Genomic DNA, 24,616 nt, shown 5'->3' with positions numbered 1-24,616 from the left:
TGGGGAGAACCCCTATTCTTTTCCGCTCTCAATCCTCCATGCCCCGTTTGGAACCATAATCTCAAACCTCGCCCCTTTGCCAGGAATCCCGGTCTCATGCGTTGTGATGCCGGAGAGCGAAAGGATCTCACGGGCGAGAAAGAGCCCAAATCCAGTACCCTCTCCCGAACCCTTCTCAAAGATCTTCTCCTTCTGATCCTCCGGAATCCCGGTTCCATCATCCTCCCAGATGATCAGCAATCCATCATCAGTGGTTTCGCAATTGAGGTTAACTTCAGTTGCACCTTCGGCATGCCGGATGGTGTTGTCCATAAGGTTTGCAAAGACCATTGCAAGCATCGGATCTGCATAGATTGAGAGGGATGAACAGTGGTTCCGGATAGGGAGCCGATCATCAGAGATTGTGGTGATGATACCGGATACAGGAACCCAGGTACGTTTTTCTGCCCCGAGTTTCTCGTATTTGCGGGTAAAACTGATCAGCTTCTGTATATCGGTGACCGCCTGGTGCATCTCATCGAGGTATCCGGCAAGCTCGCTATCCACCTTCTTATCAGAAGCCAGATCCAGACATCCCTGGATCGTCATAATCTTATTGAGAATGTCATGCAGGGTGATCTCGGATATGACGGTGAGTTTCCTGTTTGAGAATGAGAGGAGGGCTGCCGTATCCTGGAGGTCCTGTGCATACTGGTTGACCTCCCGGGCAAAGAACTCAAGTTCTTTTTCGAGCTCTCTATAAAGGGCGATCTCAATGACCATCCTGAGATTCTGCTCTTCAAAAGGCTTGACGATATATCCAAAAGGTTCGGTCTCCTCAGCCCTTTGAACCGTTCTCTCATCATCATATGCTGTCAGATAGACAACCGGGATATTCAATTCACGCCTGATGATCTCTGCTGCCGTAATACCATCCATCTCACCTTTCAGGATAATATCCATCATCACAAGATCTGGTGTGTACTGCCGTACCTTTTCGATGGCATCTTCGGCATACCCGGATATACCAAGGACGGTATAGCCCATCGCCTGAAGGCGCTTCTTCAGATCCATTGCGATTATCGCTTCATCTTCCACTATCCAGACTTTTTTCTCTGTCATCATTGAACCTCTTCTGAAGGAAACCGGAAATACCCCTCTATCTCATGCAGCTCCAGGGAAAACAGAATCCCGGGTTCTGAAGAGGGAAACAGAATTCGTACCTTCTCTTCTACGAGCTGGGTCATAGGAGCCAGATACCAGACACATATCGACCGGAACCGGATACAGTCTTTCGATATATGGTGGTCTATTTGTAGATTATATAAAAGTTCCTTTACGCAGATAACGTGATCAATCAACTCTCACCCCCTCACCGGCTCAGAGGGAGAACATGGGCAGCTGTCGCCTTAAAGGATGCAGAAATCGTTGATCCATCCTCGATACCAAGCTCCTCTGCCGCTTTCCATGTCACAACAGCGACGAGACGAATACCACAGTCCAGTGTCAGTCTGGTGAGTGGCCCCATCGCTGTAATTGAGACAACAGTTCCTTGCAGAACATTTCTGACACTCTCTGCATGATCAGGGTGTAATCCAACAGCAATATCTTCAGGCCTGAGGCAGACGGTAACCCTGTTTCCGGCAGAGAGAGGGGTCACAACCTGAACCTTGACACCACCTGCATCGATGGTGGCAATCCCGCCATCAGTGGATGAGATAATCCCATCAATGAGATTCTCGATCCCGACGAAGCGTGCAACATACCGGTCATGGGGAGTCGTAAAGATCTCACGGGATGTACCGATCTGAGCAAACGTTCCATCAACCATCACCCCCATCCGATGGGCGAGTCGCTGGCCCTGGAACATGTCATGAGTTGACATGATGATCGTCGTCCCAAATTCCCGGTTAATCCTGATAATGAGATCTTCTATCACCCCGACCGAGACGGGATCAAGGTTTGCCGTCGGCTCATCAAGGAGAAGAAGATCGGGATCTGTCACCATCACCCGTGCGATGGCAACCCTCTGCATCTCACCGCCGGAGAGAGTGACCGCCTTTCGGCCTTCAAAACCGCCAAGTTGAACGAGATCGAGTGATTCAGAGACTTTTTCCTTTATACGTGATTCGGGTTCATGCCTGAACCTGAGGCCAAGAGCGATGTTTTCATAGACCGTACTTTTAAAGACTGCAGGTTTCTGGAAGACCATCCCCATCCGGCGGCGAACCTCAAGGGATCTGTCCGAATGAATGGAAATACCATCAAGGGATATGGAACCTCCGGTGGGAGTATCAAGGAGATTGATCAACCGAAGAAGGGTCGATTTCCCTGCCCCGGATGGTCCGATGATTGTAAAGAACTCTCCTTGTTCAATATCAGCGGAGATGCCGGACAATACATCAGTCTCACCAAATCGTTTGGATATCCCATCTATTCTGAGCATCATATATCACCGGTTCTGGACTATCGCAAGGAGGAGATTGATCACAAGTGCAATCAGCAGGAGAATGATACCAAGTGCAATCGAGACGGAGATGTTGCCCATAGACGTCTCAAGTGAGATCGCGGTCGTCAGGACACGGGTGTGCCCCTTGATGTTCCCTCCGATCATGATTGCTGCTCCGACTTCCGAGATGGCACGTCCAAATCCAAGCACAACAGCGGCCATGATCGCATATCGTGCTTCAGATACAATAGATCGGAGGAACTGTATCCGTGTCGCGCCAAGCGAGTGGAGGGTATCCCTGATCATAGGATCAATATTAGAAAGGGCAGAGATGGTAAGCCCTATGAGAATCGGAAGGATCAGGATCGTCTGGGCGATTATCATCCCTTCCGGGGTAAAGAGGAGGCGAAGGAAACCGAACGGGCCTGCTCTGGAGATCAATAAAAAGACGAAGAGACCAACGAGGACGGTAGGGAGGGCATAGAGTGTCTGAATGAAGCTGACAAGACCCCGTTTCCCCGGAAATTCTGAGAAGGTGATGGTCGCCCCGATAGGAATTGCAATCAGGGCGCCGATAAGCGTTGCAGTGAGGGAGATGACAATGCTGCGGATCGAGATCTCGATCACTTCGGGGTCAAGGGTGATGATCAGGTGAAGAGCGGTGAGGAAGCCGCTGACGATCTCATTCATACAGATAATCCCTGTTTACTACGCCGATAGCGAAGAAAAAGATGGTGTTGTCAGAGCACCGGCTCTGTCACTTCAGACTGGGGAACACCCATGATCTCCCAGTTGCCTTGTGCAGGGAAGAAAAGAGGTTCGCCATATTCGGGGAGACCGAAGGTAGCGATCTCCTCTTGTGCCTCATCAGAGATGAGGAAGTTGATCCATGTTTTTCCAAGATCAATATCAATCCCTGTATGCGTCTTTGGATTGATCAGCATGGTGGAGTAGACATTCAGAAGAATATCCCCCTCAGCAACGATCGGGACGATCCCAAGGTCTCCCTTGTATGCAAGGAAGGTACCGATATCCGAAAGGGTATATGCCTCCTTCTCATTTGCCATCACGAGGGTCTCACCCATCCCACGTCCGACTTCAACATACCATAATCCGGAATTCTGAATATCTCTGGCATAATCATATCCGGCAGACCGCCAGATCGCCTTCTCCTTTGCGTGAGTACCTGACTCATCCCCCCGGGAGATAAAAGCAATACCCAAATCCCCGGCAGTTCCCAATTCAAGGAGTCTCCTGAATGCCTCCTCAGGTTCTGCTCCACGAATCCCGGCCGGGTCCGATTCAGGCCCGAGAAGAATAAAGTAATTATAGGCTACGACACGGCGTTCAACGCCATGGCCTTCTGATATGAACGTATCTTCACGGGATCGATCATGCACCATCATCACATCAACATCCCCCCTCTGCCCATACTCAAGTGCTTTCCCGGTTCCTGCGGATACGATCAGGAGCCTTGCATCATATCTCTCCTCAAAGATCGGCTGGAGATGATCCAGAAGCCCGGTATCATAGAGACTGGTTGTCGTTGCGATTCGGAGCTCGTTCTTTGATGGTGACCCAAACACATCAATCCCGGTGCATCCGGCGAAAAGGAGTGTGAGGATCAGAATCCCCATGATAGTGAATGTCCGTATTTTTTTCATAGGCAACAGAGATAGATGGGTGATGGATCAATATATGAGTTGTCTTTTACCATTTAGTTAATATGTTTAAATTAACCAAGGGATCGGAACAGAATGATCGCATCACATTCTCTTGAAAGAAGGAGGGGGGAGGCGTACTATTCTGAAGAGAAGAGTTCCCGGAGCATGAACCGGTGCGGCCCAAGCTTCCCGCCGAAGTTAGATGCCCCGATATTCAGAACCCCTCCCGCTTCGACAGCCGATTCAATCCCTGCCTTCATCGCCGTTTTTACAGCGTCCTCACCGATGCCATTGATGACCACCTCATAGATTGAGTTGACTCCATCAGGAACCTCGGAGTCAGGGATTGTGCCTCTCAGGGTCGGGCACCAGGCATGGTTTGTGCTTGCGGGCATCGGGAAACGATAATTTTTGCATCCGACTTTTGATCCGCTGCCGACGATCCCCCCTGCAAAGCCTGTGATCACATCAGGGAGAGGCTCGATAGCCCGGACCCCGGCCTCGGCTGCGGTAAGGGCCGTCAACCGATCCGCTGCCATGACAAGGAAGTTGCCTCCTGCGATCCCCTTCACCGTTCCATATCGTTCCTCTCCGATGTACTCCCCCTCCATCACAGGAATTCGCCAGCAGTTTCTCCCACCGACGATACAGCGTTCCTCATAACCATCCCCGAAATAGTGCATACGGGTATGGAAGCGATCGACCGCGTCAGGGAGGCCATCGAATGCCGATGCCGTCGGTGCCGGGAGAATACATTGTGATATGCGGTCACTCACATTGGATCGCATCTGTTTCTTCTCAGCAGAGATGAGGATTGAGACGCCGGGACGGCCATCAGGGGTATCATGAACAACTCCTTCAATCCCGGCTTCACAGGGACAGTAGATCTTGGAGGTTGCAAAGCCGGTTGCTTCCTGTGCCGCTGTATATGCCCACTCCATGGTATCTGCCGTGATGATGATGCGTGATACCCAGATGGGGAATGCCTCTGCAAAGGTATCAAGGATCACCGTCTCCCCAAGCATCATACATTACACCCTCCGGTAGACGACACCCTCCTCGGTCACGATAGCATCCATGACGACATCGTGGGGATCCAGAGGAAGGGAGTCAACCTCCTGGCAGGCAAAGGCGATCCCGATCTTTCTGAGATCAGGATATTGTGCAAGGAAGCGATCATAATATCCGGCACCATACCCGATACGCCCCCCACTCCGGTCAAATCCAAGCATGGGGAGGATGATGGTGTCGACATCTACACCATCTGCCGGGATCTCATTTCCGATCGGTTCGGGAACCCCGAACGTACTTGGAACAAGGACCATCATATCCTCAAGATATGAGAGCCGTAGACTGACATCGTCGCTCTGGATGATCGGAACAATAACCGGATACCCATATGATAGAAGCATCGTTATGAGTGGAACGGTATTGACCTCCTTCTCTTTTGAGGTATAGACCATCACCGTCTCGCCAGATGAAATCAGCCCCATAAGGTGTCTGCAAATTGCCCTGCTCTTTTCAAACCGCTCTTCCGGCGTCTGCATCTCTTTTATATGGCGGAGCCTGTCGCGAATCTCCTTCTTCCCTTCGCTCATGGAGAGTAGTAAATCGGTGTTATATATAAGACTTCAGTTGCTGCTACAGCTCAGGATACATGATCACCAGATCCCGCCATAAGAATGCAATCCTGAAGGGACCGTTTTGGAACGTGATGGATATCCTGATCATCTCTCCAGTACCGGGTATCCCCGTCCTCTCCCGGTTCTTCGATTCGGATCTCCTCACCAGGATAGCCAAGGGCGATAACAAGGAGGATCTGGTAGCCGTCCGGGATCTGAAGGAGGGTTGCAAGCTCCGTCCGCCTGATCGAGCCGAACATACACCCGGCAATACCCTTCTCGGCAGCAGCCAGGAGAATAGTCTGCGCGGCGACACCGAGATCGATTGATGGGTCAGGCTCTGCCCCCTTTGAGGCGATGATGGTTATATATGCGGCCGGACGCTCTCCTTCTGCCGGGCCATCCCATCCCGGGAGATCAAGGGCAAAGAGAAGGCAGGATCGTATCTGCACCGTCTCTTTCTCCTCAACAGAGAGAATATATCTGAGTGGCTGGCGGTTTCTTGCAGACGGGCAGAAACGGGCGATATCGATGAGGTGAACAAGCGTCTCCATTGGTATTCGCTGATCCTCACGGAACCGACGTGTACTTCTGCTTTTCAGGGTGAGGCGTCTGATGCAGTCGTTCATCACTGGTGATTGACGCTTATCCACAATAACCATTCAGCAGTCTGCGTCCAAATCCCATCCATACACCACAGGAAGATATATGCAACCGATGAAAGGAGATATACACAGAGCCACAGGGGGGCGTCCCTGCACGAAGAGTTCAGAGAAGGGACGGCGGTAATCCGGTGATATAGATGAACCAGACCCATACAGAGAAACGATATCCTGATCTTCACCAGGACGGTATCCTGAGGAAGAGAGCAGAGGCGGCAGCAGAGATACTCAGAGACTGCACCCTCTGCCCACATGCCTGTCATGTTGACCGAACTGCTGGTGAGAGGGGAGTTTGCAGAACCGGAGATACACTGGTCGTCTCAAGCTTCTCCCCACACTATGGGGAGGAGGAGCCACTCGTTGGAAAGAGAGGGTCAGGAACCATATTCTTTACCCATTGTAATCTTGCCTGTGTCTATTGCCAGAATCATGATATCAGCAAGGAAGGAAGAGGGTACGAAATATCTGCTGATGATCTCGCAATGATAATGCTAAGGCTTCAGGAGATGGGATGCCATAATATCAATCTCGTCTCACCAACACACCAGGTGGCTGGTATTCTTGAAGCAATCGATATAGCTGCGGGTCATGGATTGACGATCCCCATCGTCTATAATACCGGGGGGTATGATGCTGTCACGACCCTGGAACTCCTTGATGGTGTCATTGACATCTATATGCCGGATGCAAAATATGGAGATGATGAGATTGCCAACGATCTCTCAGGAGCACCGGATTATGTTGAAAAGATGCACGATGCGCTGAAAGAGATGCACCGGCAGGTTGGAGATCTTGTGATACGGGATGGTATTGCCAAGCGGGGTATGATCATCCGGCACCTCGTCCTTCCCGATGATCTCTCCGGTACCCGGGCGGTGGTTGCGTTCATCGCAGAGGAGATCTCAACGAATACATATACGAACATCATGCCCCAGTACAGGCCGGCATTCAGGGTTGGGAGACTGGAGCAGAGATATCAATCCCTTCAGCGTCGGATAACCGGGAAGGAATATGAGGATGCAATCAGGAGTGCAGGAGCGGCCGGGCTGAGGAGAGGGATCAATACAAAAATTGAATGATATTTCGACATTCTATTGAATATAAACAGATAACTGCGGAAATGACCGCAGTTAAAGGCATATATTTATTATCAGAAGAACCATCATCCTCATGATAGGTATGAGAGGAAAAATACTTACCGGAGCAGTTTTGGTCCTGGCTGCCTGCTGCCTCCTTGGTGCAGGCTGTGTCACAGAGGAGCCCCCCGTTGATGTCAGCGGGATCGGTGTTGTGACATATATCGATCTTGAAGGTGGGTTCTACGGAATCATTGCAGATGATGGAAGAGAGTACCTTCCCATGAACCTCCCTGAAGAGCTTAAAGTTGATGGAACAGAAGTCGTCTTTGCCGGGGAGATCAGGGATGATGTTGTAACGATACAGCAATGGGGAACTCCCCTCTGGATCACAAGTATCGTCAAAGAGGAGGAAGAGCCGTACATCAGAACGAGTGGTGTTGTCACCTACATCGATCTTGAAGGAGGATTCTATGGAATCATCGCTGAAGATGGCACGCAATACCTTCCATTAAACCTTGATGAAGCATTTGAGGTTGACGGGCTGGCAGTCTCATTTGAGGCGGAGCCCCAGGATGTAGCGACGATCCAGATGTGGGGACAGCCTGTTGAGATCATCGCGATGTCCCTTCATGAGACTGAAGATATCGTCGCCGGAACAGGTACTATCACCTACATCGACCTTGAAGGCGGGTTTTATGGAATCATTGGGGATGATGGAGGACAGTATCTCCCACTGAATCTTGCAGAGGAGCATAAGGTGGATGGATTGAAGGTCTCTTTTACCGGCACGATGGAACGGGATATCGTCACCATCCAGCAGTGGGGCCAGCCAATCACGATCATCGCCATTGAGAAAGCAGGTGATATGCCTGGAATGCCAAATCCTGCCGCAGTCTTTGTGAAAGAACTCGGCTATGAGTATGAGATCCGATCAGGGCCTGATGGTGAGTATGGCGTTGCCATTCTTCCAAACGGGACTGTCATCGATGAGTGGGAACTGTACCGGATGTACCATTAATCCCACACTTTTTTTATACCAGGCGTGTCACCGGTTTACTGCGACAGAAGGGGGCTGAAGAGGAACCAGCATCCGAAGATCAGTAGAAATACTCCACACGCAGAGAGGATCAGGCGATAGCCTCTGTCTGAGAGGAAGAACCGTCCTTTATGTATCCCTGAAGAGACGAGCGTCAGCCACCCGACATCGGCTGTCCAGTGACCGGCGATTAACAAGAGACCGGCTATCATACCCGCTTCAAGAGAGCTCCAGAGAAGAGCTGCACCGATAGAGAGCCACCATATCCAGAAGTAGGGATTGGATATGCTCGTCAGCATCCCGACGATGATCGGACGGCCGGTACTGGTCCCGGCACCGGCTTTGGGTATAACAGCCCCACGTGCAGAGGACAGGGTCAGATACCCGAATATAATGAGGGCCAGCCCCCCGAAGAGGCTGATAAGCCATGTTGCTGAATCGATGAATGAGCCAAGACCTCCAACGATAAGCAGAACAATCCCTATCTCGACGATTACATGGCCAATGCTGACGAGCGGTCCTGCGCGCCACCCTGATGTAACCGACTCATTGATTGTTGCGATCAGTGTGGGACCTGGAGCAAGTGCACCGGTGAGCCCGATGATGAGACCAAGAGAGAAGAAAGTGACAAGATCCTGCATATGACTCTCTGTATGGATATCATCTGCACACAGATGAATAAAGATCATCATCCGTTGATGAAGAGAGGAATAAGCTTTATTTGAAGCCTGTTGCAAGATTTAACTGCTAATTTCTTCGCAGTCAAAGGAACCTATATCTCTTGAGCAAGCAGTTGATTGTATGATCGCTATGCAGCTGAAGTTATTAGTTCCAGTACTGATCATCCTCATGGTGATCAGTACCATCTCACTGCCGGTATCTGCGGCAGCCGATTCAAACGAACGGGTTATCCATACACAGGGGAACGGCGAGGTGATCACCACCCCGGATCGTGTGGAGATATCCCTTGCAGTCGTAACCGAGCATGCTGATGTCAGGACAGCCCAGCGTGATAACGCCAACCAGATGAGCAGCGCGATGGATGCGCTGAAGCGTGCGGGATTGACAAGTGAGGATATGAAAACAACCGGGTATTCAATCTACACGGTGACGAAGAGTGTTGACCCCAAAACAGGGATGCGCCTACCGGCTGAAGAACAGATTGAGGTCTACCGGGTCACAAATACCCTTCTTGTGACAATGAAGGATACGGCCCGGGCAGGCGAGATCATCGATATTGCCGTTGAGAACGGGGCAAATAAGGTTAATTATATCTCATTTACGTTAAGTGACGAGAAGGAGAAAGCCTTACGGGCAACAGCCCTTCAGAATGCGGTTGCCGACTCGCGTGCAGATGCTGATGTTGTCGCAGCAGCACTCGGACTCACCGTCCGGGATGTGAAGGAAGTGACAATTGGAGGAGGGTTTTACCCGGTTGTAAGCCGGATGTACGACAGTATGATGGTTCCGGCAGCAATGGAGAGGGCCGAGACACCGATTGAACCCGGCGAGGTGAAGGTAACAGCGACGGTTTCCATAACATATCTCTGTTGACGATCATCCCGTCTTCCACACCCCATTCACTTTTTCAGAAGGCTGCCATCACAGGTATATCGCCGCACCACCACCAGGTGGCATATCATACGAATACAAATGCTTAATGGGTCTGATTTACAATAGATCACCAGTTAAGAGAGAAAACTCAGGATAGAACGATGGAGCGTACAATAAGTTTTAAAGAACGCCGTTATATAGAAGAGCTCCGTATCCTCACCAAATCAACTGCAATCGACTGTATCATCGATGACCGTTTTGATCGTGTGATATATATCATAAAACCTGGGGATATGGGGATCGCTATTGGAAAACATGGCGATAATATCCGTAAAATGCAGAAAGTACTTGGTAAGCGGATAGAGATGGTTGAATATGCAGATGAACCGGTGGATTTCATCCGGAACATCTTCAAACCTGCAGAAGTGACAGCCGTTCATCTCCCACAGGATACCAATAACGGGATACGCGTCAATGTCAGGAGTAAAAGCGACGTCGGTATCGCCATAGGCAAAGGTGGCTGTACGATAGAAAAAGCCCGTATTATCACCCGTCGATATTTTGGTAATGAAACGGGAGAGATCTCTATTGAGGAAGATCATGGAGCCTGATATTCTCGACGAACTCTGGAAGGTCATTGAAGAGAGGGCGGGCGGATCTGATGAGCAGCGATCATATGTCCGATCACTCCTCTTCCACGAGAAGGGTATTGATAAATCTCTTGAGAAGGTTGGAGAAGAGGCAGTTGAGTATATCCTTGCGATTAAAAACGGGGATACCGGGCGGAGCGTTTCAGAGGCTGCAGATCTCATCTTCCACCTGATGGTGAGCCTGAAGGCAGCGGAGATTCACTTTGATCAGGTGAAAGAAGAGTTAGAAAAGCGGAGAGCCGGAATGAATCTCCATGACTGATTATTCTTCATGATGCACGCTCGTCTCTTATCCTGTCCCGGCAGAGATATCATGGAGTTCCGGGAGCTGATCCGAGGGTACCGCTGCATCCTGTAAAAGCAGGGCATCCACCCGAACTGGTGATTGCAGCCTGACGGCAAGGGCGATCCCATCACTTGGGCGGCAATCTATCGAGAGCACAGCTGACGCCGATTCCAGGGAGATGGTTGCATAATAGACCCCGTCTTCGAGGGTATCAATTGTAATCTCACGGATCGTTGTCTCAAGCTGATTGAGCGTGTCAGCAAAGAGATCATGCGTCATAGGCCTGGCTGAACGGGGCCCGTTAAGCGCGTTACTGATCGATATTGCCTCATATAGCCCAATGAAGATGGGAAGATAGAGGTGATCAGGTGTCTCAAGAAGAACGACCGGAGCCACCCCAAGATCGCTGGTTGCGAAATAAACTCCCTGGATATGACAGGTGATCAGCTCCATATCGTCTCAGATGCGGTCAGGTATTATCAAGTTGTTGGTCATCCCCGATTGAGCCAACTTCACGCCTCACAATGATCAGGCTTGCAACAAGACCGATGGCGATATTGAGATAGTAGAGGATCAAACGCCAGAGCAGGACGAAAACCCCGAGTACAGAGGTGCTGATGAAGAGACCATATACCGTTGAGATAGAGACCTCGGCAACACCTGCACCACCAGGGGTCAGCGGGATCATCATGATCACAGCAATGATCAGCTGGGATACAAACGATTCCAGATAATGCGGTCCGACTCCAAGCCCGATGAGCAGAATTGAGGCGATGATAAACTGGAAGAACCAGAAGAAGCAGGTCATGATGAGCCCGATAAGGAGACCCACTTTTCCTCTTCCAATAAATTTTCCAAGGCTGAAGTGAAAGTTATCAACCTCACGATCAACCTTATCAAGGAACCGCTCGACACGTGCCATATCCCATTTCTTCGTCACAATCCGTGAGATGAAGCGGATGAGCCGTTTCAGGAAGAGAGGGTTCCTGACAGAGAGAACAAAGATGACCAGGCATATCGTCACTAGGAACCAGCTCAGATATATCAGCGTGATAATGGCAGAAGGAAGGTTGATTGACTGCCAGACACCCCCAAGGAGGAAGAGTGATATGACACCCCCCAGTCCAAGGACGATCCCATCAAGGACCCGTTCCATAATCACAATTGCTGTTGCATCTCCAAGCTTCACATCGGCCCGATACAGTTCATGAATTCGGACGGGCTCACCCCCTGCCTGGGAGGGGGTGATGGCCGCAACAAGAAGGTTTGCACAGACAAGATTGAAGCAATGGACGAACCCGACACGATATCCAAGTGAATAGCTCATCATCTTAATACGAAGTGCCCAGCAAACCAGAGCGATGATATGAGAGAGGAGTGCCAGCAGAAGTATCGTCGGGCTGAGATTCTGCAGGGCGATGAGCGTCGCCTCATCATAGGTGAAATACAGGAGCCCCAGAAGGAAGACGGTGCTGAGGCCGATTGATATCCAGATCCACTTCTTATGCTGAGGGTTCATTGTGCATTACCATGATCGAATTACTTTTGTAGGAATTTGGCGACAAAGTACAAACATCTTCTGAAGTCAGGCTGTAAAGAGATGGCGGTCTTTGGTGATCCGAAAGAGGCCGGCCCGGACGCCGGTATCCAGCCAGCCGTATCCATAGCTGAATGCTGCAAGCGCTGATTCTGATTTTCCTTCAATACTACACAACTCTCCTGCCTTTAACCACTCTATTGCAATTGTGTTTATATCAGCGGATATGGACGATAAAAAGCTTGATTCATCCGGGGCAGACTCAATTGAGGTGAGTGCAGTGGAGAGCATCTGGTGATATCGTGATCGCTTCTCTCCAAGTTTGTCATGATCGGATGGGGGGATGATCCCATGCAGGAGGCTGATCTCCGGAAAGAGAGCAGATCCTGATATAATACCAAGATACTGGCCTGCATTGAGCCATCCATATCCATAACACCACGCTGCAAGGGCATTGACCGGATCCCGGGACTGTAAAAAGATCTCTCCATCACTCTGGTATGCCCATGCCATCTCCAGAATCTGATCTGCAACAGCCCTGTATGGAGACGGAATTGGAAGGGAGGGCACAGCATGCTCAAGTGCCTGCGTATACCTCTCAAAGAGAAGGAGAAGAGGGGATGTCATGGTGATGGGGCAAGACCGGCAAAGCGTTCGAGAAACTCCCGCTCCATCATATGCAGCTCGGCCGGAACAACCAGGATATGGAGGGGGGGACCAAAGTCTGAAGAGGAGAGGGTGGAAGCTTCCCCGGCAAGGACAACCGGATCATCAGATCCGGCCCGTGCTATCCCGACATAGAACGGTATCCTGACACCTTTCTTTTCAGCTATCTCCTCCATGATCGCGATCGCTTCCGGTACCTGCATGTACCGCGTATCCTGGATATCAAGATAGACGATGGTATGAAGATTCTGGGCAAGATTGCCGGCAATCACCTCAACAGGTGTCGTGGGCATCCATTTTCCATAAGGGAAGGGGAGAGAACAGGATTTACCAAAGCGGTAGTTCTGAAGACCGGAGAGGCCGCATACCGCACTTGAGATTGAGGCCCCATGGATGATCTGTGTGGGGATCCCCCGTTCGGCAGCACGAATCCGGAGATCAGCATGTGTCGTTGAGACCATCGTATCTCCCCCGGTAAGAAAGACTGCTGATCCCCCTTCAGCAGCATCGAGGATGGGATCAGGGTGCTGTTCCACATCCTCACGGGAGAGGAGGTGGATCTCTTTCCTATAGAGTGACTCCATCGCAGGGATATCAGTTCCCATCAGCCGGGAGGTATAATACTCAAGAAAGACAGCGTCAGCTGCACGGATCGCAGAGAGGCCCTTACAGGAGATGTCATGTTCATCATAAAGTCCAAGTCCGATGAATGTCAGCATTTCATACCTCAAAATGAAAATTTTGTTATCTGATCAACCATTGAATTGATGACATCGCGGCACTGATGGTGCTCATACGCGGAGATAAAGAATACCGGGGTGTCATCCCGAACCTGTAGCTCTGAGCGTATCATCTCTTCAGTCACAGAATAATCGAGATCTGCCTTATTTGCAACGACGATGATCGGGACAACTGTATTTCCTTCGACAATTCCTTTCAGCTGCCGTGCCCGTGGCATCAGATCGGGCCGGGTGACATCGACCATCAGGATGACACCCATTGCATTCCTGGCAAGCTGCGGGATGATCGGATCGAAGCGCTCCTGGCCAGGGGTGCCATAGATATTGATATCAAAGCCCTTGCTTGCCATATGCCCTATATCAAGGGCAACCGTCGTCGGGGTTCCGAGGAGACCGAGGCGATCGACCGACATCCCCGCCTCTGAGACATTCCTGACAAAAGTGGATTTGCCCGTGTCCGGGGGACCGGTGACGACGATCTTTGGAATATATGGAATGATATGGCCGTCAGTTGCGACATAGGGGAGGGAACGGGTTGGGAGCGAGAGCCATGAGACGGTATGAATCGAGAAGAAGTTAAAGAAGGAGACGACACCGGAGCCTGCATGCAGCGTGACGACAAGGTTGAAGGGAGTCTCCTCGAACAGGCTGTCAAGCATCTCTGCCCCGAAGAGGTTGAAATATTCGAAGATGACAGTGACGGAATGATCAAAGGTATCGGGATCAAAGAGAGAGACAGCTCCGTCAAACCCGAACTGATCCGAGAGGAGATCCAGATAGACAAAGATTACATCAATCTTTTCGGTGTTGACGAGCTCCTGGATCTGCGAGACCCACGCATCCCGCCGTTCATGGAGCTCCGGATGGTCCGCTGTAATCGCTTCAACCCCGGCCATATCTATGTACCATATGAGATCCTTATAGCAGTCGAGGTGGTAGCGGCTCTGGGCGGCAACATCGACAAGATATGCATCTTTTGCAGTGAAAGGGGTGATGACGAGTATCTTTTTTCCTGCGACCACAGCCGTGTGAAGCATCGTGATCATAAAATGCTGGCCATCCGCTTCTGGCTCTATCGCAAAGAGGACACGGCTCCCATCAGGGACGCCGCCTTCCAATAACCCATCGAGCGCATCTATACCAGTATATATCATCCTTCCACCACCAGCCTTCCATTTGGATCAAATGTATATGGCAGCCACGGTGTCATCCGTCCCCCAAGGCCGATCACCCGAAGCTCAAAACTCTTCTCTCCTTCCCTGACCTCAACAACACCATTCATCAGCTGCTTGATGACTGAGATGGTTCGTGCATCAAATGACTCATTATTCAGGACATAAAACCCAATCCATTCATTCTTCTTCAGCTTTGCTGAGATGACATGGAGAAACTGATACATCACCTCAAGCTTTCGGTACATCAGAAAGGTCGAGAGTGAATTGACGCAGAATCGTATTGGAGGAGGAAAAACACCCGGAGTCGGGTTCTTCAGGCTCTCATCCACAATGCCTGAGAAGACCTTGCTCATCTTAATGCTGATCCCGGTGAGGTCAACCGGGCTTGCAATGAACTTCATTCGGTCGGTATCCGGGACATTCGGGGCATCACTTTTTGTAATTGCATCAATGACCGCCAGAGCCCGTCTCTCGGTCCCATTCAGTTTGAAATAGTTTGCTACCTCGGCAGCCCGTGCATCGGCAGTCAGAAGGACGCAGTATTCACCCTTTGCGGGGAAAGAGAGATTGTATGCTATTCTCTCAGCACCGGAGAGCGGAGGTGCGAGGATCAGGACATTTGCACCTGATACAAGACCGCCAAGTTGTTCATCCAGTGCCGGGATACCAAACTGGTAGCTGTACATTTGATGATGAATGTATACCATCCAATCTTTAACTAACCTTTTGAAGAGAACAAAAAATAATCATGGGGACATACTTTCGAATCGCCCATCAGCACTACCATCTTCTGGTGATCGAAGAGCAGATGGATGATTCTATTAATAGCCACTTCCAATTACCCCGTATGGGATGGGGTGAGAACGCCGGAGTTGCAGATCAGCTTGAGCACATTGCACAGCTGCTCCTCATCATGGATGAGAACACCTTTAAAATCCGGGCCTATCAGAGGGGGGCCGAGGCGGTACGGCAGTCATTGCAGCCGATCAGCCAGATGAGACGGGAGGATCTCCTGGAGATCAGGGGGGTTGGTAAAGGGATTGCTGAGGCGATCATCTCGATCATTGAGACAGGCACCTGCAATGAGCTTGAGTCATTGATGGAGAAGATTCCCCCGGATCTCCCGGAGCTCCTGGAGATCGATGGAATTGGTCCAAAAACAGTCCAGAAGCTCTGGAGGCATCTGAATATCACCTCGATCCAGGAGCTGGAGGACGCGGCGCGAAGTCGGCGGATACGCTCGGTCCGGGGGCTTGGGGCAAAGAAGGAGGAAGAGATCCTCCGTGCTGTCACGGTCCATAAGAACAGATCCGGAAGGATGCTCCTCTCAGACGCAGAAGCGATAGGAGAGGAGATTATTGGAGTTCTCCCCCCTGGAAGGTATTCCTTTGCTGGATCACTCCGCAGAGGAAGAAGTACAATAGGGGATATTGACATTGTCACAACCAACCCGGCGGTATCGGTGAACCCCGGGTTGAGAGACATTGCCTCAGAGATGATCGATGAAGGAACCAAAAAGACATCCTTCTTCTTCAAGGGGAAGCGGATCGATATCCGGTTTGCTGACCCAGCAGAGTATGGTGCGACACTCCTCTACCTCACCGGATCAAAAGAGTTCAACATCAGGCTTCGGGAACGGGCAATCGCCCGCGGGCTTCGGCTGAATGAATACGGCCTCCTTGATCAGAAAACAAAGGAGCTGATCCGGTACCCTGACGAGGAGATGATCTTCAGACAGCTCGGCCTCTCCTTCATCCCTCCGGAACTCCGCGAGGACCGGGGTGAGGTGGCGAGGGCAGAATCCGATACACTTCCATCTCTTGTCGAGCAGAAAGATATACGCGGGGATCTTCATGCCCACTCGACCGGATCGGATGGGACAATGACCATCAGCGAGATGGCTGAGCTTGGGGATCGGCTCTCCTATGAATATATCCTCTGTTCAGATCATTCGGCATCTCTCGGTGTTGCACGCGGCCTCTCTGAGGATGGGCTGAAGAGGCAGGCACATCAGATTGAGATCGCCAACAGGGATCATACATGCCGGATTCTGAGGGGGATCGAGGTTGATATTCTCGCAGACGGGCGTCTGGGGCTCCCGGATGCTGTACTCGCAGATCTCGACTGTGTCATCGCCTCAATCCATTCAGTGCTCCATCAGGAGACAGATACCATCACAAGGAGGATGATCACAGCGATGGAGAACGAGCATGTCGATATCATCGGACACCCGACCGGCCGGCTCATCGGGAGGAGGGAGCCGTCTGCCATCGATATGCCAAGGATACTGGCAGCCGCAAAAGAGACAGGGACGGCGCTGGAGCTGAATGCATCACCCTACAGACTCGACCTTGATGATATTTATCTGAAGAATGCAATAGAGTTAGGAGTGATGATCGCCATCGGAACCGATGCGCACCGGCCCGGTGAGTATGCACATATGCGATATGGAGTGACGACGGCACGCCGGGGATGGTGCAGGACGGATACTATTCTGAATACAAAGACTCTGAGTCAGCTGATGGACTTCTTCCGATGATACACACCATATATGAATACCTGCTTCTGAGGGATCTTACAACAGTTCCGGCAGAGATCTGCTTCATGCTGACGATCGATGATCTCGGATCCGCCCCGGATCGTATCTATGATATCGTCACATGGTCTCTTGAGGTGGCCGGGATCAGGATGGTGACCTTTCATATCGATACTGAGGATCCTGCAGTATGCGAGCCTTATATTGAGGAGATCAGGAAGGTGTCGGGGATTGCCCATCTTCATCTCCATCAGGGAGAAGAATATCTTGAGGCAGGGAAGGGGCTCTCCGTTATGGTCGTCATCGGGAAGAGTGGCAGATGGGAAGTGACCGAGAGTATCCGGAGGATAGCAGAAGAGGGGGTGGATCCCTGCGACATTACCGAGGAGATGATCGAGGAGCATCTCACCTTCAGGTGTGCGCCTGATCTCATTATCAAGACCGGAGGGAGTCACCTGACCGACTTTCTCATCTGGCAGTCGGTCTATTCGGAATTATTCTTCCTTGATATGAACTGGGAGTTCTTCAGAAAGACAGATTTTCTCCGTGCGCTCCGGGACTACCAGTCACGTACACGGAGATTTGGCGCCTGAGCAGCGCTGATCAAAGACCCTGATTGCCCTGAGGAGATCGATCTTTCGGAACTGCGGCCAGTAGGGGGCACAGAAGTAGACTGAAGATTCATTGCCATTTGCCAGCCAGGGGAGGAAGTTTGATGTCCGGTAATCATTCCCCGTCCTGATGATGAGATCGACCGGGGGGAGGCCGAGGCCGCCATAGAGGTTTGCCTCAACCATCGCCGGGGTGATCTCCCCAGGAGTCAGCTCCCCATCCTTCACCCTTTGGACCAGCCGACGGGCAGCATGAACGATCTCATTTCTCCCACCATAAGCAACGGCAACATTCAGAAAGTGATTGCTGTACTCTTTTGTTGCTTCTTCTGCATCCTCTATGCATTTGAGGAGATCCTCTGGCAGGAGTGACCGATCACCAACCATTCTGACCCGGATCTTGTTGTTATGCACACGTTCGTCACTGAGGACTTTGATGAATCGATCCTTGAAGAGGGCAAAGAGCTCTTTGAGTTCGCCATCACTCCTCTTGAAGTTCTCGGTTGAGAAGGCATAGAGGGTGATATGCTTAATCCCAAATTCACGTGCCCAGTCAAGCATCGTCTCGGTTGTGTCGGCACCCTGCCGATGCCCATAGCCATCATGCAGCCCATGCTCCTTTGCGTACCGCCGGTTCCCATCCTGGATGATGGCGATATGGGAGGGGATATGGGTGATGCTGTTTCTCAGGATCCGATAGTAGACCGGTTCGATGAGGGTTCTGAAACTCACAGCGGGTTCACCTCAACGATCATTCCTCTGTTTGGATACCGTTCGATTATTGAGAGTTCAAGTCCTGAGACCTCTGTAAGTTCATCGAGGAGCCACCATGCACACTCACAGCTGCCATCCTGCTGCATCTCATAGCTCTCTTCATCGAACTCGGCGATGATGTCTCTCAGGTCGCCATCGGATCTGATGATCCCATAGGTGATGGTGCCATCATCGGTGATATCATCGAAGGGGCGGGCGGTCATGGTTGCGATCCGGATGAGGCGTTCCCTCAGCTGGACGGAGTCCTTGAACCCTGATGAACAGAAATGAACCTTTGGATCGCCGGTGATCTCTTCTGCCCACCCGGCAGCACCCTCGATTGCGTTATGCAGGTCATCAGTCGGCTCCATCCCCCGTCTCCGCATCTCATTGGCACAGGTCTCACCCCACTCGAGTTCATTGATATTGAAGAAGTCGAGGAGCGGGAGCATCGGTTTGAGACTGGCGATCCCCTGAAGGGATGGAACCTCAATCCCGATGGCAAATCCCATCTCTTTTGCGAGGCGTGCGGATTGTGGGTAGTCGGTCTCCATGATATGATCCCAGACCTCATACGGGGGGTGCATCCGGATCTCATCGACAATACCGGAGAGGGCAGAGAGATCCTCTTCTGTTGGTGCCCGGCCGGTATAGAGATGGATCTGGTGATCGGATCCGAAGTGTCCTTTCAGGAGCCGGCAGTACGAGACGACACGATCCCGGACAAGGAGCGGTTCGCCTCCGGTGATGCCGGTGCCGAGGGCATCCATCGCCTCTGCTTCGGCAATAATTCCGGCTTCCGAGGAGACCTCACGATCATTTGCAAAGATGACATCGAGGTCCTTTCGTTCGACAGAGAGGGGACAGTACCAGCAGGTCCGGTCACAGAGGCCGGTGACGAAGAGGACGAGCTTGGCACCCTGAAAGCAGAGTATGCAGCCCTCACTTGGGAGATCGGGGATGAGGGGTTCGGATGGATGCTCTGGATAGTGGTCTGTCGGAGATAGCGTCATGAAGGTCTCTCTCTATATTGTGCGGCAGGGAGTAAAACAGTACCCTGAGAGGCAATGGGTGATGTCCCGGATACGTAGATTATTAATGGTAATGATACCATCTACCAGTATGCCGAAGCGACCAAACCGGTCCAAAAGACGAGACGCAGATGATGCTCTCTCAGAGGTTATCGGGTTTATCCTGATCCTCGCGCTGATAGCGATATTTCTCTCAATCTGGATGACATATGTCGTTCCGGCTGAGGGGCGGCAGCAGGAGATCGAGCATATGAATTATGTCCGGGACTGGTTTACGCAGTATAAGGTGACGGCGGATTCGCTCTGGATCAATCATGGGGATGATAAGTCGCTGACCGGGATGACCTTTTCAAATTCCCTGGTGCTCGGGTCGCAGGGGGGGGCGACACAGGCAGGGGGGTTGTTTATGCCGGTGATGAACCCGATAGGATCGACGGGGGGAATTGCGGTGACAAACAAGAGTGAGTTCATCGTCATTGGTGGCGAGCGTTATCCATTGTCAATTCTGGAATTTGAGACAACGAATAACTACTGGATACCACAGTCATATTACTATCAGATGGGAGGGGTTTTCCTCAGACAGCCCGCGGGAACGGTTGCACGGGTAGCTCCATTGATACATTTTTCTCAGGATCATACTGAAATTGTGATCGTCCAGATTACCTCAAGGAGGGCTTCGGGGATGTCCGGACAGGGACCGGTCAGGGTGGATACGGAGTTGAATAGAGCCGACAAAATACTAACTGAAGGTACGATGCCAATTATTTTTGAACTAAGGGATGCAAATGCGGCAAAAGGGTGGGCAAACATACTGAAGGAGCGGCGGGAGCTTGCTGATTTAACAACCAGCAATGTGAGTATAGATCTGCCACCCAATGATAAGGTTATTACAATCACTCGTCCGGATAACAAGAATGATGTCAGCTATCACATTGTTGAGTTGGTCGTTTCAGTCCAGTCAATTGCATCAGGGGTGGAGTAAATGAGGCAGAGGCAATATGAGGCTATATCGGAAGTCATTGGTTCAATTCTATTAATATCCCTGGTCGTCCTTGCTGTGGCTATTATTGGTGTCGGGTTCCTCTCTCAGCCACCGCCTGTGCAGACACAGAGTCTGAATGTGATTGCAGGATATGATAAAGATAATAGGACACTGTACCTCCTCCACGATGGGGGGGATCTGATGCTGCCAGGGGAGTATTATATCCTGATCGACAATGAGAGACAAGTTTTTCCAACGGCAGAATGGAAGGTTGGAGAGAGGTATCCAATCGACAATGTTGACGAAGAGCCACAGCGTATCCAGATCGTCTCCCTAAGCGGGGGGCAACAGAATCTTATCCGAGAGACAGGTATCGGGCAGGTGACAGGAGGGGGTGCACCTGTAACTCCCGGACCAACGCTGACCCCAGGACCAACACCGACACCAGGCGAGTGCACTCCAGAAGAGCTGGAGGAATATCTTAACCGCACATATATCAGTAAATTTTCTGAAGAGCTGAATAACGACGCGATATACCTTACACGATACAGGATCGGGAATTCAGCCTCAATTTCAGGCTGGGTAAATATGACAATTAATAGCACAGGTTCGTATATTGTCACACCAGGTCAGGGAAATAACCCTCCAGTCATAACAGATCTCAATGTAAATGACAGACTGGCTATTCAGTATGTAGATGGCAATCAGGCCAGCGCGAATATCTTCTCCGTAGGAGGGAAAGGTTGGGCATTTGCCGGGGATAACACAAATATTTACATTAATCCAGGTCAACCAGATGAGGAATCATTCACAAATACAAATCTCATTGATAGCTGGATTTTATCCTTTGATGGGTATGATTCGACCCTCACATTCCAGGTGGGTGGAACACCCCAAAATACATTTACACGGTTATTTATTAGAAACCAGACAAACCCGGAAGTGGAGGGCCCAGACACCAATAGATGGAAATTCTATAATATTGAACCCGCAAAACCATCGCTTCTGATATTTAATTTCCCAAGGAAAAATGCTGATGGTTACTTGCAATTCATCGGAAATGTATCCAAGATAGAACGAAATGACGTACTCTACTGGTCAAGACCGTAGCTTGATTAAAGAAGGGATAAAATTATGGTCAGCCGAAAGAATATTCACACAACCGCCGCCTCAGAACTGGTCGGAACACTGATCCTCACATCCCTCATCATCCTTGTCATCGGGATCGTCGCGGTGAGTCTCCTCTCCCAGGGACCTCCAGGGGCGGTGCCGGCACTCCGGGTGGATATTCATAATGACTCAAAAGAGCTGGTTCTGATCCATCGTGGAGGAGATACGCTCTTCCGGGAGAAGACCAGGCTTTTTGTGGATGGCGTGGATCATACTCCGAATTTTACTACTCCTGAAGGTAAGAGATGGACGGAATATGGTGCCGGAGACTGGCTTGTCCTTCCTCCTACAATAATGCCCCACCGGAATGATATCAGTGTGCAGATCGTCCATACCGCACCGGATCTCCCGGCACTTCTCTTCACAATTGGGGATATCGGGGTACCGCCGGGTCCGTGGCCGGATCCAACGGAGAAATATAATCTGATGCTGGTTTCTGAACCGGATGAGGGTGGAACCGTCAATGGTGCAGACCAGTATGAGGCCGGAGAAGAAGTTCTCGTATCTGCACAGCCCAGCGCAGGCTACCAGTTCATTAACTGGACACGAAATGGCGTGGAGATAGCCAATACCTCAGCATTCACCTTCACGATGCCGGCAGAAGATGTAGCCCTTGTTGCAAACTTCGTTCAGGTGGAGGCCGACGGATTCACTGTGGAGGCATGGGTGAGGTGGAACCGGGATCCAGCACCTCCGGACCGGACGCACAATTTTGCCACCATTGTCGTTGATGGAACAAATGATACCAACAGGCGGTATCACCTGCAGCATATCGAGAATAATACAAAGTTCGAGCTTGTCATGAGAACCGGGGAGGCTGCTCCGGGCAGCCAGAGTATTGTTCGATCAGCCACCACACCGGAGCGTGATACCTGGTATTATGTTGCCGGTGTCTACAATCAGACCCTTGGGGAGATTGTGCTCTATGTCAATGGCGTCCCGGATATCGGACAACAGTTTGGTGCGATCAGCACCGCAGGACTTATCCCATCACCGAATCTGTACCAGGTCGGAGGCCCGGACGGGATCACCTGGTTCACAACACAGACTGACAGGAGGAAGTTCGACGGCAACATCCTCTGCCTTCAGACACATGAACGGGCACTCACACCAGAGGAGATCCTCGACCGGTACAATGCCGGATGCCCTCCTGTGGTTAACTTTACCTCCAATGTCACGACAGGAACTGCACCGCTGACTGTTCAGTTTACCGATCTGACGACGCATGCTCCGACCACATGGGCATGGGACTTTGGGGATGGAGGCACATCCACAGCCCGGAATCCAACCCATACCTATCTGGCACCAGGGACGTATACAGTGAGCCTGACGGTGACGAAGAGTGGGGTCCAGGAGACCGCAACGAAAGTCGGCTATATTGTCGTCGCTGGTCAAGAGTCATTTGTTGATTTCATTATTAATGAGAATGTCTTTGTGTACGGGAACGTGCTCAGTTTTGCAGGAGACGACGTCACCGGGCCGGGATCGACTGTGGTGATAACCGGTGGGCTGGATACGGGAGATACAAATCTGGGAGCTTCAATTGATGTCACCACCATCTACATCAATGGCGATGTAGCGCTAAGCGATGGATCTGCAGGCCTTGGATCCCAGAGCCACCCTGGGAATATATATGTAAATGGAAATCTTGACTTGTGGACAGGAACACGAAACATCTACGGTGATGTCTTTGTTGCCGGAGACTTCAGATTGAAAGATGCCCGTATCCATGGGAACGTCTATGTCGATGGGGATCTCGAATTGGGATGGACACCATGGCTTGCAGATGATGCCCGGATATACTATACCCGAGCGATTACGCATCCAGCAAATTATGATGTTAATATTCTTGCCAAATGCATCCACCAGCCAACGGTCCCCGGATTCGATATGCCGGGTCAGGAGATCTCTCCGACAAAAGCCGCTGAGTGGTATGCAGCACGCGGGTATGTCTCTGGGGGAGAGCTGAGGGATGGATTAAAGATATATGCTCCAAGCTATACCGGAACCTTTAGTTGGTGGCCAAATCCTCCTCCATATGAAAATGTCATTATCATTGCACATTCAGGTGACATCATAATTACAGGATTAGGGGCCGAGGGGATTACCGGCGTTTTCTTTGCACCAAAAGGCAAAGTTATCTTCGGAGGGGAGTTTCTTGAAGGTGTTGTCATCGCCCGTGATGGGTTCTTCTTTGGAAATGAGGGGACACGTGTCACCTTTAAAAACCTCAACCAATACATCGGAGACCCAAATGATTACCCATTCTGAGGAGAAGACTATGAAGATCACCAATATTATAAAAAGAAACCTTATTTCTTAACAATGTTCATTTCAAACATATATCATACTTCAAATGTTGGATGAAAATATTAATAAACTCACTGTAACATTATTACCATATATCACTCTATCAATGCAATAATCAACCTGG

The 24,616-nt window shown here is 50.8% G+C and carries 26 protein-coding genes; 10 read left to right on the top strand and 16 right to left on the bottom strand.

Going from position 1 to position 24,616, the window contains the following annotated elements; translation table 11 throughout:
- Positions 1–12 precede the first annotated feature (12 nt).
- The 7 genes from J2T58_RS04375 to J2T58_RS04345 form a co-directional block, all read right to left on the bottom strand.
- Complete coding sequence (locus J2T58_RS04375; protein WP_253487718.1) at positions 13–1,104, bottom strand: ATP-binding response regulator; 1,092 nt, start codon at positions 1,102–1,104, stop codon at positions 13–15.
- Positions 1,105–1,351: 247 nt separating this feature from the next.
- Positions 1,352–2,428 carry an ABC transporter ATP-binding protein gene (locus J2T58_RS04370; protein ID WP_253487717.1) on the bottom strand — a complete coding sequence of 359 codons (1,077 nt, stop codon included), beginning with the start codon at positions 2,426–2,428 and terminating at the stop codon, positions 1,352–1,354.
- A 3-nt stretch (positions 2,429–2,431) separates the two neighbouring features.
- Entirely contained in the window at positions 2,432–3,118 is a 687-nt protein-coding gene (locus tag J2T58_RS04365; protein WP_253487716.1) for an ABC transporter permease, read from the bottom strand.
- Between the two features lie 50 nt (positions 3,119–3,168).
- Positions 3,169–4,092 (bottom strand): ABC transporter substrate-binding protein, encoded by a 924-nt coding sequence (locus J2T58_RS04360; RefSeq protein ID WP_253487715.1) that lies wholly within the window; start codon positions 4,090–4,092, stop codon positions 3,169–3,171.
- A 137-nt stretch (positions 4,093–4,229) separates the two neighbouring features.
- Positions 4,230–5,120 carry a formylmethanofuran--tetrahydromethanopterin N-formyltransferase gene (gene fhcD, locus J2T58_RS04355; protein ID WP_253487714.1) on the bottom strand — a complete coding sequence of 297 codons (891 nt, stop codon included), beginning with the start codon at positions 5,118–5,120 and terminating at the stop codon, positions 4,230–4,232.
- Between the two features lie 3 nt (positions 5,121–5,123).
- Positions 5,124–5,690, bottom strand: a complete 567-nt coding sequence (locus J2T58_RS04350; protein ID WP_253487711.1) for a 5-formyltetrahydrofolate cyclo-ligase — start codon at positions 5,688–5,690, stop codon at positions 5,124–5,126.
- 50 nt (positions 5,691–5,740) lie between these two features.
- The gene (locus tag J2T58_RS04345) at positions 5,741–6,343 is read right to left on the bottom strand and encodes a nitroreductase family protein (RefSeq protein WP_253487709.1); all 603 of its coding nucleotides are present in this window, start codon (positions 6,341–6,343) and stop codon (positions 5,741–5,743) included.
- A 173-nt stretch (positions 6,344–6,516) separates the two neighbouring features.
- On the opposite strand from J2T58_RS04345, the gene J2T58_RS04340 reads away from it, so the two are divergent.
- Positions 6,517–7,455, top strand: coding sequence for a radical SAM protein (locus J2T58_RS04340; RefSeq protein WP_253487707.1), 939 nt, complete (start codon positions 6,517–6,519; stop codon positions 7,453–7,455).
- A gap of 100 nt (positions 7,456–7,555) precedes the next feature.
- On the top strand, positions 7,556–8,473 hold the full coding sequence (locus J2T58_RS04335; protein WP_253487705.1) for a putative hemolysin: 918 nt from the start codon (positions 7,556–7,558) through the stop codon (positions 8,471–8,473).
- Between the two features lie 35 nt (positions 8,474–8,508).
- Here the strand turns inward: J2T58_RS04335 and J2T58_RS04330 are convergent, their stop codons facing one another.
- Entirely contained in the window at positions 8,509–9,132 is a 624-nt protein-coding gene (locus J2T58_RS04330; RefSeq protein ID WP_253487703.1) for a LysE family transporter, read from the bottom strand.
- A 160-nt stretch (positions 9,133–9,292) separates the two neighbouring features.
- On the opposite strand from J2T58_RS04330, the gene J2T58_RS04325 reads away from it, so the two are divergent.
- The 3 genes from J2T58_RS04325 to hisE all read left to right on the top strand — a co-directional run bounded on the left by J2T58_RS04325 (position 9,293) and on the right by hisE (position 10,957).
- Positions 9,293–10,045 (top strand): SIMPL domain-containing protein, encoded by a 753-nt coding sequence (locus tag J2T58_RS04325; protein ID WP_253487701.1) that lies wholly within the window; start codon positions 9,293–9,295, stop codon positions 10,043–10,045.
- 161 nt (positions 10,046–10,206) lie between these two features.
- The gene (locus J2T58_RS04320; protein ID WP_253487699.1) at positions 10,207–10,656 is read left to right on the top strand and encodes a NusA-like transcription termination signal-binding factor; all 450 of its coding nucleotides are present in this window, start codon (positions 10,207–10,209) and stop codon (positions 10,654–10,656) included.
- The gene (gene hisE, locus J2T58_RS04315; protein WP_253487866.1) at positions 10,643–10,957 is read left to right on the top strand and encodes a phosphoribosyl-ATP diphosphatase; all 315 of its coding nucleotides are present in this window, start codon (positions 10,643–10,645) and stop codon (positions 10,955–10,957) included. Before J2T58_RS04320 ends, hisE begins: the two co-directional genes overlap by 14 nt.
- Positions 10,958–10,984: 27 nt before the next feature.
- On the opposite strand, the gene J2T58_RS04310 is transcribed toward hisE, so the two are convergent.
- The 6 genes from J2T58_RS04310 to J2T58_RS04285 all read right to left on the bottom strand — a co-directional run bounded on the left by J2T58_RS04310 (position 10,985) and on the right by J2T58_RS04285 (position 15,785).
- A complete protein-coding gene (locus tag J2T58_RS04310) occupies positions 10,985–11,434 on the bottom strand; it encodes a bifunctional nuclease family protein (RefSeq protein ID WP_253487697.1) in 450 nt (149 codons plus the stop codon).
- 16 nt (positions 11,435–11,450) lie between these two features.
- Positions 11,451–12,500, bottom strand: coding sequence for a lysylphosphatidylglycerol synthase transmembrane domain-containing protein (locus J2T58_RS04305; RefSeq protein WP_253487695.1), 1,050 nt, complete (start codon positions 12,498–12,500; stop codon positions 11,451–11,453).
- 66 nt (positions 12,501–12,566) lie between these two features.
- The gene (locus J2T58_RS04300) at positions 12,567–13,145 is read right to left on the bottom strand and encodes a DUF357 domain-containing protein (RefSeq protein WP_253487693.1); all 579 of its coding nucleotides are present in this window, start codon (positions 13,143–13,145) and stop codon (positions 12,567–12,569) included.
- Complete coding sequence (gene dph5 / locus J2T58_RS04295) at positions 13,142–13,903, bottom strand: diphthine synthase (RefSeq protein ID WP_253487691.1); 762 nt, start codon at positions 13,901–13,903, stop codon at positions 13,142–13,144. Before dph5 ends, J2T58_RS04300 begins: the two co-directional genes overlap by 4 nt.
- A gap of 8 nt (positions 13,904–13,911) precedes the next feature.
- Complete coding sequence (locus tag J2T58_RS04290; RefSeq protein ID WP_253487689.1) at positions 13,912–15,078, bottom strand: GTP-binding protein; 1,167 nt, start codon at positions 15,076–15,078, stop codon at positions 13,912–13,914.
- Positions 15,075–15,785 carry an RAD55 family ATPase gene (locus J2T58_RS04285; protein WP_253487686.1) on the bottom strand — a complete coding sequence of 237 codons (711 nt, stop codon included), beginning with the start codon at positions 15,783–15,785 and terminating at the stop codon, positions 15,075–15,077. The genes J2T58_RS04290 and J2T58_RS04285 overlap by 4 nt, the downstream gene beginning before the upstream one ends.
- 62 nt (positions 15,786–15,847) lie before the next feature.
- Here J2T58_RS04285 and polX point away from each other — a divergent pair, with 62 nt between their 5' ends.
- Together polX and J2T58_RS04275 are read left to right on the top strand one after the other, a co-directional pair.
- A complete protein-coding gene (gene polX / locus J2T58_RS04280) occupies positions 15,848–17,638 on the top strand; it encodes a DNA polymerase/3'-5' exonuclease PolX (RefSeq protein ID WP_253487684.1) in 1,791 nt (596 codons plus the stop codon).
- Complete coding sequence (locus J2T58_RS04275; protein WP_253487682.1) at positions 17,635–18,228, top strand: undecaprenyl diphosphate synthase family protein; 594 nt, start codon at positions 17,635–17,637, stop codon at positions 18,226–18,228. The genes polX and J2T58_RS04275 overlap by 4 nt, the downstream gene beginning before the upstream one ends.
- Here J2T58_RS04275 and uppS read toward each other — a convergent pair.
- Both uppS and J2T58_RS04265 read right to left on the bottom strand, forming a co-directional pair.
- Positions 18,202–18,978: a polyprenyl diphosphate synthase gene (gene uppS / locus J2T58_RS04270; RefSeq protein WP_253487680.1), complete on the bottom strand. Its 777-nt coding sequence runs from the start codon at positions 18,976–18,978 to the stop codon at positions 18,202–18,204. The genes J2T58_RS04275 and uppS overlap by 27 nt on opposite strands.
- Complete coding sequence (locus J2T58_RS04265) at positions 18,975–20,012, bottom strand: radical SAM protein (RefSeq protein ID WP_253487678.1); 1,038 nt, start codon at positions 20,010–20,012, stop codon at positions 18,975–18,977. The genes uppS and J2T58_RS04265 overlap by 4 nt, the downstream gene beginning before the upstream one ends.
- Positions 20,013–20,121: 109 nt before the next feature.
- Here J2T58_RS04265 and J2T58_RS04260 point away from each other — a divergent pair, with 109 nt between their 5' ends.
- Genes J2T58_RS04260 through J2T58_RS04250 form a run of 3 tightly spaced genes read left to right on the top strand, consistent with a single transcriptional unit; the run spans position 20,122 to position 24,453 of the window.
- A complete protein-coding gene (locus J2T58_RS04260; protein ID WP_253487676.1) occupies positions 20,122–21,012 on the top strand; it encodes a hypothetical protein in 891 nt (296 codons plus the stop codon).
- Complete coding sequence (locus tag J2T58_RS04255) at positions 21,013–22,122, top strand: type IV pilin N-terminal domain-containing protein (RefSeq protein WP_253487674.1); 1,110 nt, start codon at positions 21,013–21,015, stop codon at positions 22,120–22,122.
- Positions 22,123–22,146: 24 nt separating this feature from the next.
- The gene (locus J2T58_RS04250) at positions 22,147–24,453 is read left to right on the top strand and encodes a PKD domain-containing protein (protein WP_253487673.1); all 2,307 of its coding nucleotides are present in this window, start codon (positions 22,147–22,149) and stop codon (positions 24,451–24,453) included.
- The last annotated feature ends 163 nt before the right edge of the window (positions 24,454–24,616 follow it).

The sequence above is a fragment of the Methanocalculus alkaliphilus genome, assembly GCF_024170505.1.
Classification (GTDB): domain Archaea; phylum Halobacteriota; class Methanomicrobia; order Methanomicrobiales; family Methanocorpusculaceae; genus Methanocalculus; species Methanocalculus alkaliphilus.
The sequence above is the reverse complement of the archived record's forward strand: the minus strand, read 5'-3'. Positions and strand labels throughout refer to the sequence as shown.

Coding starts and splice junctions, on each gene's coding strand:
- J2T58_RS04375 (WP_253487718.1), bottom strand. CDS start 1,104: ATGATGACAGAGAAAAAAGTCTGGATAGTGGAAGATGAAGCGATAATC.
- J2T58_RS04370 (WP_253487717.1), bottom strand. CDS start 2,428: ATGATGCTCAGAATAGATGGGATATCCAAACGATTTGGTGAGACTGAT.
- J2T58_RS04365 (WP_253487716.1), bottom strand. CDS start 3,118: ATGAATGAGATCGTCAGCGGCTTCCTCACCGCTCTTCACCTGATCATC.
- J2T58_RS04360 (WP_253487715.1), bottom strand. CDS start 4,092: ATGAAAAAAATACGGACATTCACTATCATGGGGATTCTGATCCTCACA.
- fhcD (WP_253487714.1), bottom strand. CDS start 5,120: ATGATGCTTGGGGAGACGGTGATCCTTGATACCTTTGCAGAGGCATTC.
- J2T58_RS04350 (WP_253487711.1), bottom strand. CDS start 5,690: ATGAGCGAAGGGAAGAAGGAGATTCGCGACAGGCTCCGCCATATAAAA.
- J2T58_RS04345 (WP_253487709.1), bottom strand. CDS start 6,343: ATGAACGACTGCATCAGACGCCTCACCCTGAAAAGCAGAAGTACACGT.
- J2T58_RS04340 (WP_253487707.1), top strand. CDS start 6,517: ATGAACCAGACCCATACAGAGAAACGATATCCTGATCTTCACCAGGAC.
- J2T58_RS04335 (WP_253487705.1), top strand. CDS start 7,556: ATGAGAGGAAAAATACTTACCGGAGCAGTTTTGGTCCTGGCTGCCTGC.
- J2T58_RS04330 (WP_253487703.1), bottom strand. CDS start 9,132: ATGCAGGATCTTGTCACTTTCTTCTCTCTTGGTCTCATCATCGGGCTC.
- J2T58_RS04325 (WP_253487701.1), top strand. CDS start 9,293: ATGATCGCTATGCAGCTGAAGTTATTAGTTCCAGTACTGATCATCCTC.
- J2T58_RS04320 (WP_253487699.1), top strand. CDS start 10,207: ATGGAGCGTACAATAAGTTTTAAAGAACGCCGTTATATAGAAGAGCTC.
- J2T58_RS04310 (WP_253487697.1), bottom strand. CDS start 11,434: ATGGAGCTGATCACCTGTCATATCCAGGGAGTTTATTTCGCAACCAGC.
- J2T58_RS04305 (WP_253487695.1), bottom strand. CDS start 12,500: ATGAACCCTCAGCATAAGAAGTGGATCTGGATATCAATCGGCCTCAGC.
- J2T58_RS04300 (WP_253487693.1), bottom strand. CDS start 13,145: ATGACATCCCCTCTTCTCCTTCTCTTTGAGAGGTATACGCAGGCACTT.
- dph5 (WP_253487691.1), bottom strand. CDS start 13,903: ATGCTGACATTCATCGGACTTGGACTTTATGATGAACATGACATCTCC.
- J2T58_RS04290 (WP_253487689.1), bottom strand. CDS start 15,078: ATGATATATACTGGTATAGATGCGCTCGATGGGTTATTGGAAGGCGGC.
- J2T58_RS04285 (WP_253487686.1), bottom strand. CDS start 15,785: ATGTACAGCTACCAGTTTGGTATCCCGGCACTGGATGAACAACTTGGC.
- polX (WP_253487684.1), top strand. CDS start 15,848: ATGGGGACATACTTTCGAATCGCCCATCAGCACTACCATCTTCTGGTG.
- J2T58_RS04275 (WP_253487682.1), top strand. CDS start 17,635: ATGATACACACCATATATGAATACCTGCTTCTGAGGGATCTTACAACA.
- J2T58_RS04265 (WP_253487678.1), bottom strand. CDS start 20,012: ATGACGCTATCTCCGACAGACCACTATCCAGAGCATCCATCCGAACCC.
- J2T58_RS04260 (WP_253487676.1), top strand. CDS start 20,122: ATGCCGAAGCGACCAAACCGGTCCAAAAGACGAGACGCAGATGATGCT.
- J2T58_RS04255 (WP_253487674.1), top strand. CDS start 21,013: ATGAGGCAGAGGCAATATGAGGCTATATCGGAAGTCATTGGTTCAATT.
- J2T58_RS04250 (WP_253487673.1), top strand. CDS start 22,147: ATGGTCAGCCGAAAGAATATTCACACAACCGCCGCCTCAGAACTGGTC.